Annotated in this window: 9 protein-coding genes; 8 read left to right on the plus strand and 1 reads right to left on the minus strand. The window is 46.5% G+C overall.

Going from position 1 to position 13,718, the window contains the following annotated elements; genetic code table 11:
* Positions 1–207 precede the first annotated feature (207 nt).
* The 5 genes from N4J56_RS18755 (at position 208) to trmB (ending at position 6,593) form a co-directional block, all read left to right on the plus strand.
* Positions 208–831 carry a hypothetical protein gene (locus tag N4J56_RS18755; protein WP_317107816.1) on the plus strand — a complete coding sequence of 208 codons (624 nt, stop codon included), beginning with the start codon at positions 208–210 and terminating at the stop codon, positions 829–831.
* A 134-nt stretch (positions 832–965) separates the two neighbouring features.
* Positions 966–2,771, plus strand: a complete 1,806-nt coding sequence (locus N4J56_RS18760) for a glycosyltransferase family 39 protein (RefSeq protein ID WP_317107817.1) — start codon at positions 966–968, stop codon at positions 2,769–2,771.
* A gap of 35 nt (positions 2,772–2,806) precedes the next feature.
* Positions 2,807–4,435 carry a glycosyltransferase family 39 protein gene (locus tag N4J56_RS18765; protein ID WP_317107818.1) on the plus strand — a complete coding sequence of 543 codons (1,629 nt, stop codon included), beginning with the start codon at positions 2,807–2,809 and terminating at the stop codon, positions 4,433–4,435.
* Positions 4,436–4,599: 164 nt separating this feature from the next.
* Positions 4,600–5,808: an FIST N-terminal domain-containing protein gene (locus tag N4J56_RS18770; RefSeq protein ID WP_317107819.1), complete on the plus strand. Its 1,209-nt coding sequence runs from the start codon at positions 4,600–4,602 to the stop codon at positions 5,806–5,808.
* A gap of 152 nt (positions 5,809–5,960) precedes the next feature.
* Complete coding sequence (trmB, locus tag N4J56_RS18775) at positions 5,961–6,593, plus strand: tRNA (guanosine(46)-N7)-methyltransferase TrmB (protein ID WP_317107820.1); 633 nt, start codon at positions 5,961–5,963, stop codon at positions 6,591–6,593.
* Here the strand turns inward: trmB and N4J56_RS18780 are convergent.
* Entirely contained in the window at positions 6,590–8,128 is a 1,539-nt protein-coding gene (locus N4J56_RS18780; protein WP_317107821.1) for a dolichyl-phosphate-mannose--protein mannosyltransferase, read from the minus strand. The two genes, trmB and N4J56_RS18780, sit on opposite strands and share 4 nt — an antisense overlap.
* Positions 8,129–8,754: 626 nt before the next feature.
* Between N4J56_RS18780 and N4J56_RS18785 the strand changes: the two genes are divergently transcribed.
* From N4J56_RS18785 to N4J56_RS18795, 3 genes are all read left to right on the plus strand, one after another.
* A complete protein-coding gene (locus N4J56_RS18785; protein ID WP_317107822.1) occupies positions 8,755–9,984 on the plus strand; it encodes a glycosyltransferase in 1,230 nt (409 codons plus the stop codon).
* A gap of 342 nt (positions 9,985–10,326) precedes the next feature.
* Positions 10,327–11,529 carry a glycosyltransferase family 4 protein gene (locus N4J56_RS18790; RefSeq protein ID WP_317107823.1) on the plus strand — a complete coding sequence of 401 codons (1,203 nt, stop codon included), beginning with the start codon at positions 10,327–10,329 and terminating at the stop codon, positions 11,527–11,529.
* A 38-nt stretch (positions 11,530–11,567) separates the two neighbouring features.
* The gene (locus tag N4J56_RS18795) at positions 11,568–13,706 is read left to right on the plus strand and encodes a polysaccharide biosynthesis tyrosine autokinase (RefSeq protein ID WP_317107824.1); all 2,139 of its coding nucleotides are present in this window, start codon (positions 11,568–11,570) and stop codon (positions 13,704–13,706) included.
* Positions 13,707–13,718: the final 12 nt, after the last annotated feature.

Below are 13,718 nucleotides of genomic sequence, written 5' to 3' on the forward strand. Positions count from 1 at the left end.
TGAAATTGGTGCTAACTATGACATAACAAAATTTGAGCTAATATTTCCTTCGCCGTATTTCATAACAGCTTTGAGCCTGTTTCAATAGTAATAGGGAGGCGATCGCAACAGTTACCAGTTTTACAGTAGCCAGTTACCAGAAACAGCATCCCGCTCAATCACCAAACCGCACGTTAACTTCAAGAATTATCTTTATTTGTAGAGAATATGAACGCCAAATCTCCCGTATCTTATCCTGCGGTAATTATTGCTTCTGTATTAGGTGTATTGGGATTGGTAGGAACATTACTGCTGTGGTTTCAAGTCTCGATTACCATCGAACCGATGGGATCGGATACAGCAGTCTTACCCGGGAAATCAGCGATAAATTCCTCAGATGAAACTGACGTAACCAACGGTGCTGCCACTGTTCCACCAGCTTCCACACCATCAGAGCGATCGGTAGAACGTACAACTATAGCTCAGTCAACTCCACAAGCACCAACCGCAGCACCCGTTCCTGGGGCTTTGCGCGTTAGCAACCAAAGCGAGCAACCTTTGCGCGTCGCACTACTGACAAAACAGCCTGGAACGAATTCTACAGCTAATACAGCTAATAAGGATAAATATAGCGAACCCATCCATTGGGACTTTGCACCTGGAGAAGGTAGCAGCCAAGGATTGATCTTATCTCTACCTCAAGGCAACCTAAAGCTGAAAAAAGGAGATGTGATTGTCGCTTTCGCCGAAGATGGATCGCGTCGTTATTGGGGTCCATATGTCGTAGGCGAGACACCAGCACCCGTTTTAGATCGCAAAACTTCTGAGTGGCAGTTGGTTTTACAGCCTTAAATTGGGAGTCGGGAGTCGTAAGTTGCAATTGACTGGTAACTGGTCACTGGTCACTGATAACTGGTCACTGTCACCCCACTCCCTACTACAATTAAACACGACCACTCATACGAGTCGTTTGACCGCGCGATCGCATGAAACTGAGTTTGGCTCGCAGCCTCGATCATTGGCTGCAAAACAGATCGGATCGGACAGCCTTAGCTTGGCTGTTGGCTATTATCTGGCTGTTGCTACTAGGAGGAATGGCTTTTTTCTGGCACTTAGGTAGCAACGGGCTGCTGGATGAGACAGAACCTTTGTTTGTAGAAGCTGCCCGCCAAATGACAGTGACGGGAGATTGGATCACGCCCTATTTCAATGGCGAGACGCGATTTGATAAACCACCTTTGATATATTGGTCGATCGCGATCGCCTTTCACGCTTTAGGAGTCAACGAATGGGCGGCGCGGCTTCCTTCGGCGATCGCGGGATTGTGTCTGGTCAGTTTTTGCTTCTACGTTCTGAAGCGTTATGGCATTGCAGCCAGGGCAAAAAAAGAATTTCTCCCAGTGAAAAATCGGCTCTCTAGTCCGAGTCAATTATGGCTGACCGCGGGTTTGGGGGCAACTATGCTCGCCCTGCATCCCTTGACTTTTTTCTTCGGACGCTTGGGCTACTCGGATATGTTGCTGAGTGCTTGTTTTGGCGGCGGACTGTTTGCTTTTTTTCTGGGGTACGCTCAAACAGAATTGCCAAAGGCGCGATCGCGATGGTATTTGGTTTTTTACATTCTAATTGCCCTAGCTGTCTTAACTAAGGGACCAGTGGGAATTGTCTTGCCAGGACTGATTATCTTCAGCTTTTTGCTTTATCTAGGAAAAGTTAGAGAAGTCTTGCGAGAAATTTATTGGTTGCGCGGGATGGCGCTGGTATTAGCTATTACCGTGCCTTGGTATATTCTCGTCACGCTGGCAAATGGCGAAGCTTATATTGATTCCTTCTTTGGCGTTCATAATTTTGAGCGGTTTACTAGCGTCGTCAACGAACACCAGGGACCTTGGTATTTCCACTTTATTGTCGTTTTATTAGGTTTTGCTCCTTGGTCGATTTATCTACCAGTGGCGATCGCCCGTATTCAGCCTTTACAGCGCCAGCACTGGCAAGATCGACCGCGATCGCACCATCTCGGCTTATTTGCCGTATTTTGGTTTGTGGGAGTCTTGGGCTTTTTTACCGTTGCGGCAACGAAATATTTCAGCTATACCTTGCCATTAATGCCTGCGGCTAGCATTATTGTGGCTTTATGGTGGAGCGATCGCATTGCTCAAACGCAAAGTTTTCGCCGTCCTGGGTGGGGTTTTAAACTTAGTTGCGTTGCTAATCTAATTTTCTTGATTGTTCTCGCATTTGCCAGCTATTACAGCCCTAACTGGCTAGAAGACGATCCTTCTATGCCTAATATTGGCGCACGTATACAACAGGCGACTTTACCAATTATGGGGGCAGCGATTTGGCTAAGCAGCGCGATCGCCTGTTTAATTTTGGTACTCAAACGCCAACATCATCGCCTCTGGGGAGTTAACTTAATTGGATTTGTTGCTTTTTTGATTGTCGTAGCATTCCCCTTCTCTCATTTAGTCGATCTCGAACGACAACTTCCCCTACGTCAGTTAGCCCAAGCTGTTACCCAAGTTCGCCAGCCTGGGGAAGAATTAGTTATGCTGTCTAAGGGATTTCCCAAACCCAGTTTAGTATTTTATACCCAACACCCCGTTACATACGTCCTGCGACCGTCCCGGACTTCGCGCAAGATTCGGCAAATTCTGAGCGAGCGACAGTCGGATACTAAGTCAGTGTTATTAATTGCCCCCAGTCAAGCTTTATCGAAAACGGGTTTGACACCCCAGCAATCCGAACCAATTAGTCAGGCTGGAATCTATCAACTGCTTCGAGTTAGGTAATTGGTCGCTGACAAATAACAAATGACAAATAACAAATGACAAATGACCAAAAAGTAGCCACTTTATTAATTGGAGGACTGATATTTAGGATAATCATTGCGATTTTGCTTTATCCTGGTTTTGACGAAGCTTATTACTTTCTCTACACGTTAAATTTAGATTTAAGCTATTTCGATCATCCGCCTTTAGTGGCACTTGTTACGGGTTTTGGTTGCTGGTTAACAGGGGAAGTTTCTCAGTTTACTATTCGGTTAGGAACGTTAATTTTACATACAGGTTCTCTATTTTTACTGTATTTAACTGGTGCGAGATTATTTTCGCCTTCAGCCGGAAGATTTGCCCTCGCGATCGCCTCCCTCGTGCCAATTTTTCAAATTGGTTTCGGTGTTTTAACTTTGCCTGATAGTCCTTTAATCTTTTTTTGGACGGCTAGTCTATACTGCGCTAGCTGGGAATTTTTTCCTAACAAAAAAGAAAAAGATCGACCCAAAAGATACCAACCCAGCTATCGCTTGGCAATCCTGAGCTTACTAGTTGGTTTAGCTTGCTTGGGAAAATATCACGGTTTTATTTTAGGGCTGGGGCTAATTGGCTTTTGTCTGACTCGTTCCCGTTATCGTTCTGCCTTGTATTCTCCTTGGACTTTGCTCGGACTAGGATTATTTTGTTTGGCAATTTCTCCCATCTTAATTTGGAATAGCCAGCATGAATGGGTTTCTTTTCGCTTTCAATCACGGCGGGGAATTCCCTCGGGAGGATACAATTTTTTAGATTTATTTGTGACTTTCTTATCTGGCATTGGCTATTTATTTCCCACATTAGGACTTCCTCTGTGGTGGGTCAGCTTAAAGACATTTTTCAGAAATATGTCGGCAAAGTTACCTCGTTCGAAGTTTAAGGGGGGGAACGGGGAACGGGGAATAGTGACTGGTAGCGATCGCGAAATCTTAATTCTCTGGGTTTCTTTACCTCTAATCTTAGGTTTTACTTGGTTAGGAGGATACAAACAAATCTTACCAACTTGGGCTACACCTGGATTTTGGGGAGCTACTTTGTTGTTAGGGCAAGCAGCAACAGCCTGGAAAATCGCACATCCTCGTTGGGTACGTCGCTGGCTGTGGGGAACGGGGATTACACTTAGCAGCCTCTTGCTTTTTGCATTGCTGCACGTAACAACTGGAACCTTGCAAAAACCAAGTCAGTATGCTTTATTTGGCGGATTTGTCCCCCCAGAGGACGATCCTTCGATCCAAATATTCGACGTTCAGCAGTTGAGACAGGGATTTGCTGCGTCGTCAGTTCTGCGCTCTGCTTTACAAAATTCCAGCTTTGTGTTTACCAATCGTTATTATCTCGCCGGACAAATAGGGATGGCTTTGGCTCCTCTCGCGTCAACACCAATAACAACCTTCGATCGCGATTTGAGGGGTTTTGCATTTTGGTCAAAACCTGACGAATGGATTGGCAAAGATGCTTTGTACGTAACTAACAATCTTTTCGTCCAAGACCAAAAATTTCTCGATCGCTACAATCTCTACTTCCAATCGATTGAAAAGATTGGCACTGTACCCATCAAGCGTGGCGGAGCAATTATAGATACTTTTCACATCTACCAGGCAAAAAACCTCCTTAAACCCTATCCGCGTCCCTACGGAAACAAGTAGGTAGAGAAGCTGAGGGAGCTGAGGAAGCAATTCTATCCACTAGCCACTAGCCACTGACAACTGACAACTGATAACTGAAGTAAGATGCTTGTAAGGAAGATCGATTGCCATAATTTTAGATGAAATGATGCATAAATCTAGATCGAGAAGGGATGGTAGAACTCATGGCAGATAAAATGCAGTGGGCAAACGCCCTATCAACTCGCCCTTCTTTAGAGGCTGCGGTGTCGGAAGTGGTGGAAGTGGCAACTTCTGCTTTACAAGCACCAATAGATCTAGGTATAGTCTTTATTTCGTCGGCTTTTACCAGCGAATCTTCTCGCCTGCTGCCTTTGCTGAAAGAACGCATATCCATCCCAGTGCTAATTGGCTGTAGCGGTGGTGGAATTATTGGTATGGATGGGCAAAAACAAACCCAAGAAATAGAAGATTTACCAGCCCTGAGCTTGACGCTAGCACATCTTCCTGGCGTGCAAGTCACGCCGTTTCATATCGTTTCAGAGGAACTGCCTGACTTAGATAGCTCTCCCAATACCTGGGAGGAGCTATTGGGCGTTCCTGCATCTCCTACACCGCAATTTATTTTGCTCGCCGAGCCATTTTCATCTCAAATCAACGATTTACTGGCTGGACTAGACTTTGCTTATCCTGGTTCGGTGACTGTTGGCGGACTTGCCAGCAGCAATCAGATGGGTGGACGAATCAATTTGTTTTTCAACGATAAAGTCTACCGCGAAGGGGCAGTGGGTGTTGCTTTAAGCGGAAATGTCGTGTTGGAAACTATTGTGGCGCAAGGTTGTCGTCCGATTGGCAAACCTTATCAGATCGGTGCTTGCGATCGCAATATTGTCTTAGAACTAGAAGCTCAACCCCCCTTGACAGTCCTGCGAGATATATTGGAAGGTCTGAGCGAAGACGATCGCGAGTTAGCACAAAATTCTTTATTTATTGGTGTAGCGCGGGACGAATTCAAGCAAGATTTAGAACAGGGAGACTTTCTCATCCGTAACTTACTAGGAGTAGACCCGAAGTTTGGCGCAATTGCAATTGGCGATCGCATTCGTCCAGGACAGCGCATTCAGTTCCATCTACGCGATGCCAATACCTCAGCTGAAGATTTAGAATATTTGTTGCAACGCTATCAAATTCAAACTCAATCTTCTCCTGCTGCGGCTGGAGCGCTGATGTTCTCCTGCCTGGGCAGAGGTGAAGGACTCTATGGTAAAGCTAATTTCGATTCCCAACTATTCCGCCAATATTTACCAGGTCTACCCTTGGGTGGCTTTTTCTGCAACGGTGAAATCGGTCCTGTGGGCAATAGTACCTTTCTGCACGGGTATACCTCTGTTTTTGCCATATGTAGGGAACAGTGACCAGTTAACAGTTAACACTTATCAGTTATCGGTGAAGAAAGGGTGTGGGTAGTTGGTAATTGGTAATTGGTAATTGGTTGTCGCTCCTCTGCACCTGAAGCCCCTCTGCTCCCCTGCTCCCAGCTCGTCCCTGCTCCCTGCTCCCTAAACTTGTGGTTATTCGCGTTCGTCAACACGTCAATCCTTTAGCTAATAAGTATCAAACTCCGGTCAGTCCACCAGAGTGGGATAAAATATTTGCTTTGCACAGCCAGCCTCTGCACCTGGATATTGGTTGCGGTAAAGGACGTTTTGTGTTAGAGATGGCGCAGCTAGAGTCTAGTTGGAATTTTCTCGGACTGGAAATTCGGGAACCGTTAGTAGAAGAAGCGAATAAGTGGCGGGATGAATTGGGATTGACCAATTTGCATTACCTATTTTGTAATGTGAATAATTCGCTGTTACCTATTCTCAGTTCTTTACCAGAAGGAGTATTGCAGCGCGTCACGATTCAGTTTCCCGATCCTTGGTTTAAAAATCGCCATGCGAAACGGCGAGTCGTACAACCGGAGCTGGTAGAAGAAATCGCCAAATATCTCATTCCTGGGGGAATCGTATTTTTACAATCAGATGTTGAAGCGATCGCAGTAGAAATGCGCGATCGCTTTCTTGCCCATACTGCATTTCAGATCCAAACTCGAGAATGGTTGCCAGAAAATCCCTTACCCGTGGCTACGGAAAGAGAAAAGTCTACTCTATCGCGTGGGGAACCCGTGTATCGGGCTTTGTTCTCCAAGCAAAGTTAAACCCAAGAAGGCAACCACATCCGCCAGCGATAACTTTCAGGAGACAGTGGTAGACCTAAATAAAGCGGCATCCAGAAGACAAAAGCCAGAAGAATCAGAAATATTGCCGTTATGCCTAACAGCCGTAGGTTTCTGTGGTAACTGCGCAACCATCGATCGACGATCCAAGCCAAGGCTAGCACGGCAAATACCGAAGCACCCATGTAGTGGTACAAAAACGTGCAGCGCGTCACCCGTATCCACGGTAATAAATTTGCTAACCAATTTAGAGCAAAGTACAAATAGATCCCAATATTTTGAATTTCAGTATTTTGAATTCTATTTTGAGCCTGAGAAGAATTACCAGTTACAAATACCTTAGCCAAGCCAAACGAAGCGATCGCGCTTTTAGCGACTATCCAAATAGCATATAAAATTGCAACAGCGGAGAACCACCACAAGATCGGATTTCCCATTGCGTGTACGTCGTAGATTACTTTTGCACTCGCTTCTGGTATGGATGGTCCGACCACTGGTACTGATTCGTCAAGAGAAATGGTAGTTTTGTAAAAATAGGCAACCGGACGCAACATCAACAACCAGGTGTACCAGCGAGAACAATATGGATGCACGTCTGCACCGCTACCGATGCGCTGGTGATAGAACAAGATCTCGCGCTGCATTTCCCAAAAGTTAGGTGTGGGATTGAGCATGAGGTGAGGAATCCAACTGATACTGTAGACGGCAACGGGGATGATTCCCAGGTAAAAAGCCATTTCTAGGGGAGTTGGTAATTGGTAATTGCTAATTGCTAATTGGGAATTGGTAGTTGCTTCCTTGTCCCCCTTGTCTCCCTTGTCCCTCCCTGTTCTCTGCTCCCTGCTGCCTGCTCCCTGCTCCCTTCCCCACTTCACAATCCAAGCTACAATCCACAACAAATATGCTCCTAATAAGAAGCCTAAGCCGTTCCATTTAATTGCTGCTGATGCACCGAAACCTGTTCCAGCTAGAGTAAGCCACAAGTAGCGCTTTTTTTTAGGGGTTTTCAATGCTATTAACAAAAACCAATGCCCAAGTAGCCCTAAGATGACTAAATATATGTTGTTCAGGGCGTAGCGAGATTCGACTAGAAATAACCCATCGGCGGCGGCGAAGATGGCTGCAATTACAGCATAACTGCGGCGATCGCTTAATTGATAGGCGATTCCCCCAACAACTAGCGGCACAAACGAGCCTGTTAACGCATTTAGCCAGCGATAACTCCAAGGAGAATGCAAAGAACCCGTCAGTCCGTTAACTATATCTCGGTCGATCGGCATGTGTTCGCCCAACCACATTGCGATCGCGATAATGTATTGACTAAGTGGTGGATGGGCGTTAAAAAATTGCGTCTGCGTCAAATAGTTGTTCGCAAATTTTGCATAATACACTTCATCAAAGACTAGTGTATTGAATCGACTCAATTGCCAAAACCGCAAGCTAGCGCTAAATGCAAACACTGCAACCATAGCGATCGCCAACCAGGGAGGATGCGGAAACTGTTTAGTAGAGGGCATATGATGTCACTCAACTCAAAAGAGTTAGCACATGCGAAAACCAGTCTTCTATCTTAACGACCTAACTGGGCAATGGAGCCACTCCCAAGGTGATTGTACTCACTTTTGCTAGTTTTTCACTCGATCCAGACTATGTTAATGCAGCCCATCCATTTTTAGCTAGACATAAGCTAGACAAGTACTTTTGCCAGCAGTAGCGGTTATTAGTTTAAATATATTAATCAATAATGGATTGCTTCCGGCATGGCAAATCTAGTATAAATCTACATGAACTAAAAATATTGTTAATTTCAGTCTTCAACCTGTTCGCCCTCAAACACGAAAGCACGTAACCCCAAAACTGTTAGAGGCTCTGTTTCCAGAAAAAATCTCTCGCTGGAGACTAGGCTATCTGTTGCTGTTAAAGCTCATTTAGGCTGAGAAACCTTCAAAATTCTGTCATGTTTCGTAGCAGCAAAGTTAAACGTAAGGCAAAAGGCATGGCAGAGAGATTGCAGCAGAGCGAAAAATAACGAGTGCCGATCGAGTAGGTGACGTTCTTAACTTGACCTAATGTATTAAATTAGTATAAATTTTATAACGCCAAGTAAAATAGACGAAAAATTCAGTTTCTGAAGCAAACTAGAATGCGAAAACCAGTTTTAACCATTTTTTATCAGTTTAATCCCTGGTTTCCCAGCATAGGAGGCATTCAAACCGTCATTCGATACTTTATCAAATATGCTGCTAGCGAGTTTGATGTCAGAGTTGTAGGAACTTCAGATCGAGCTAATTTCTCTTCTCGAAAGTGGCAAGAAGCAGAGTTGGAGGGAAGAGCGATCCAGTTTTTCCCTCTGCTTACCGTAGATAATGATGATGTTAGAGGTTTGCTGCCGACCACGGTAAAATACACCGTAGCGTTATTGCAGCATAACTTCGCTTCAGATTTTATGCACTTTCATCGAATTGAACCAACGCTAGCCTCTTTTAATTGGCAGGGGGATAAGACTCTTTTTATTCACAACGATATTCGCCAGCAAATGACTGCCAAGGATAACAAGAAGGCAATCTTATGGCGATATTTTCCGGCAGGCTATTTTGCGCTAGAAGGACTATTAATAAAGCAATTCGCCGAAATTTTATCGTGTAACACGGAATCAGTCAAGCTTTATCAACAGCGTTATGCTAAATTAAGCGAACGAATCAAATACATCAAAAATCCGGTAGATAATGGAGTATTTTATCCGCTTTCTCCCGAGCAGCGAGAGGAAGGAAGACGCGCTTTAGCAGCGCGAATGGGATTCTCTTCCGATACTCGTTTTTTATTGTTTGCCGGACGTTTGCATCCACAAAAAGATCCCGTACTGCTGGTGCGATCGCTGTTTGCCATGCAGCAGCCAAACGTACACCTCTTAATTGCTGGTGCGGGAGAACTAGCCGAGACGGTAAAAGCGGAGATTGCTCGATTAGATCTATCTCAGCAAGTGACTCTATTAGGCGCGGTTCCACCAAACCAACTTGCAAAACTGCAACAAGTTTGTAGCGCCTTTGTGTTAACGAGTGCTTACGAAGGCTTGCCGCTAGTAGCATTAGAAGCTTTAGCTTGCGGTACGCCAGTAGTCACTACAGATTGTGGAGAAACACCAAAACTACTGAGTGCAGATAGCGGGATCGTCTGTCAGGAACGCACGCCAGAAGCGATCGCCTCTGCCATAAGTCAGATCCTATTACGAGATAAAAATTATACAATCGAAGCTTGCGTGCGGGCTGCTGCACCATACGGGGTGCGTCAAATTGTCAGTGATGTGTATCAAAATATGTGGGTGCGCTGGGAACAGCGTCAGTTAGCATCTGGTGTGTCTACAAGTTATGTCTAGCTGGTCAACCTATGGATGAGGAAGTATGACAGGGATAAGATGCGACCCGAATCAACTTGCCGCACCTGTGGCAAAAGAAGCGGTCTCCGATGCCAATCTAAAGACCGCTAGGCTCCCAAACACACGTAAACATCAGGAGTCCACTCTTATACTAGCCAACAAAATTTGCCTCGCCCATAGTTTATAAGGGAAAGCTCAAGATTCAACAATTGGCTCATTGGAACGAGTAAGGACAAAAAAGATCGACAAATTGAATGCAGCAAGCCAGCTAGTCTTCTAAGCCAATCTAGAGACCACTGGCTTTATACCCAAACACACGTAGATTTAACAGACACACTTTGCATGAGAATAGCCGTTATTGGTGCTAAAGGATTGCCCGCCAACCAGGGTGGTATCGAACATTACTGCCAGGAAATGTATCCCCGTATGGTGGAACGCAATCATTCCGTAGACCTGTTTGCCCGCTCCTCTTATCTAGGTTCTTCCTGGCTGGAACAGTATAAATATAAAGGGGTGAGAGTTATTTCCTTGCCCTGTTTGCAGCTAAGAGGAGCAGATGCCTTTTTCACGTCCCTACTAGGGGCGATCGCGGCAAGTGGTAGTCAATACGACATCATTCATTTCCACGCTCTCGGACCCTCGGTATTTAGCTGGTTGCCGAAATTTGCCTCCACTGCCAAAGTCGTTGTCACCTGCCAGGGTTTAGATTGGCAGCGGGCAAAGTGGGGTAAAATCTCCAGCCGCATCTTATATGCAGGCGAACGAGCCGCAGCACGATTTGCGGATGGAATTGTCGTCGTCTCTGACGAACTGCGCACCTATTTCAAACAGACATACAATCGCGACACGGTTTACATCCCCAACGGACCTGCCAGATACGCTCCTACAGATGGTAGTTTTGCCTACGGTACTTCCTTAGGACTGACTCCAGGCAAATATATTACCTATGTCGGCAGACTCGTACCGGAAAAGCGTCCAGACTTGCTAATTCAAGCTTTCCAAAAGCTAAAGCCGCGTGACTGGAAACTCGTTCTTGTCGGCGGGACAAGCGATACTAATGCCTTTGCCACGGAGTTATCAGAACTCGCTAATAACAACCCTAACATTGTCTTTACAGGAGAACTCCGGGGGCAAAAACTAGCAGAAATCGTGCGTGGGGCGGGATGTTTCACTCTCCCTTCCGATTTGGAAGGACTACCCCTAGCCATGCTAGAAGCCATGCAAGAAGGCGTACCAGTTGTCGCCAGCGATATTCCCGCCCACCAGCAATTAATTGCTCAAGATCGGGGATTGCTGTTCGGGGCTGGCGACGTAACAGATTGCACCCAGACTTTAGAGCGAGCGATCGCCGATCCCGAAGCACTGGCTGCAATGGCAAATCGAGCGCAAAAATACGTTCAGCAGCACCATAACTGGGATGATATTACTACTGAAACTCTGAACGTGTACAAAACACTGAATCAGACAACAACAATCCGCCCCAGTGTCGCCAAGCAACTGGCTACTACCCCTCCCGTTCAAGCTTCAGAAAAAATAAGTCGCTAAACACGTTAACCAACAGGCTGATAGATGAAGGTGTTGTGATGGAACAGAAATACGCGCTTTTACCGACAATTTTTTATCGGCGGCGCTTGCCCGCTTTAGCCACCTTCATCTCAGTGATGCTTGGTGCGCTGGTCTATCTTATATTTGCCCCCAGGACTTACGAAGCAGAAGCGCGGCTAATGCTTGATGGCAAACAATTGAGCCTAGCTGGGGAAACAGGACGCGATTTGACTCAAGAATCAGCCCGACTTGACTCCAACCCAGTCGCTACCCAAGCGGAACTCGCCCTTTCCCAAAAGGTTTTACGTCAAGCAATTTACGAAGCGTATACGGCAAATAATCGCAATAGTAACGCAGAACCACCAACGGTAGAAGAACTCAGAAAGCAGTTAAAAGTTAAAACCGTCCCGGCGACTAGCATCCTGGAAATTAAATACAGCAACAAAGACCCCTTAATCGCGGCTAAACTGCTCAATGCTTTAACAGAAGCCATGATTAACGAGGATACGGCAGTGATTCGGCGCGAGGCTGGCTCGGCACGGCAATTCTTAGCAGTAGAAGTTCCGAAAAAACGCGCCCAGCTTGCCCAAGTAGAAGCAACGCTATCGCAGTACAAGCAGTCGCAGGGAATTGTCTCGATCGCCGACGACCAAGGACGGGACAACGCCCAGACAACGAGTATAGTCGAAAGTCTAGCCCAGATAGAAGAACAGGAACGCACCACGCTTGCCCAACTGCAAGAAGTCAAGGCACGTAATAGTTCGCTAGAACAAGTGACAGATAGCAGCACCTTAAAAAATACCTACGCCACCGTTCGCAGCGGGCAAAACGAGCAACTGCAAGCACTCCGCACGCAATTAGTAGAGTTGGAAGCAAAAGTTGCTAGCGCTCAATCGAAATATAAAGCCGACAGCCCACCACTGCTGAATTTAATAGAAGAACGGGATGCAGCCCGCGCCCTCTATCAGCAAAAGATCGGTAGCGAGACTGGCAACCCAGCAGCTAGCACTCCTAACGCCGCTACTGACAAGTTAAGCCAAGATCTTGCCACGCAATTAATTACTGGAGAAGTTGAGGCTTCAGCATTAGAAGGTAGACTCGCAGCAATTCGTCGCGATCGCGCTACCCTTCAAGAACGCCTGAACCAACTGCCAATCCGCGAACAAGGATTAGCCGCCTTGGTACGGCAACGCCAAGAAGCAGTCACCTCCCTAGAGTTTTTACAGCGCAAGTTAGAAGAAGCACGGATTGCCGAAGCGCAAAAAGTCAGCAACCTGCGTCCGGTTGACCTTGCCGAGCCGCCCAGATTACCGACCTGGCCCAATCCGGCGATCGTTTTGGTACTTGCCACCGTAGCTGGAGGTACGCTAGCCCTCGGGACTGTGCTGTTACAAGAAGGACTCGACGGCACGCTACGCAATGCTACAGAAGCAGGCAGTCTAGTCGAAGTTCCCATCATGGGGGTGCTGCCTGTCATCTCACCAGAAGTCAGGGGCAAAGAATACGCTGATGCTTTAATGCAAGAGCCAGCGATTCTAGAATCCTATCGCAGCCTGCTGAGATCCTCAGAATTTGCTGCCAACGAGGATATTAAAGTTATCGTCGTCAGCAGCGCTCTGTCTGGTGAAGGCAAATCTTTAGTGTCTTCCTACCTTGCCGCAGTCGCCGCCACCCTATCGCGCCGCACCTTACTCATTGATGCCGACTTGCGTTGTCCGACACAACACAAACTATTTAAACTTGCTGCCAAACCAGGTCTTGCAGAAGTGGCGCAGGGTAAGCTAGCTTTGGCAGAAGCCGTTCAAACTACGGGTATTGACAAATTAAAAGTTCTATGCAGCGGCAGACCTCGCAGCCATCCTTCGGAATTATTTGAATCCAGGCAGATTCAGCAAGTTATCGCTGCTGCTGCGACTCAATACGACCTGATTGTCATTGACACTCCCCCCGTGACGAGTTGCGTCGATGCCGTGAGCTTGTGCAGCAACGGCGAAAAACTGCTCCTAGTTGCCCGTCCGAGCTTTACTCAAAGGGATATCTTCACGCAAGCAGTAGCAGAACTCAGGGCGAAACGAGTCGAGATCTTGGGAGTTGCCGTCAACGGGATCGATCCTCAAATCGATAAGTATTACCGTTATGCTTTCCAAAGTTACAAGACTCTAACCAATGTCTCCTAGAACTAGCTGCTA

The sequence above is a fragment of the Chroococcidiopsis sp. SAG 2025 genome (assembly GCF_032860985.1).
Taxonomy (GTDB): Bacteria; Cyanobacteriota; Cyanobacteriia; order Cyanobacteriales; family Chroococcidiopsidaceae; genus Chroococcidiopsis.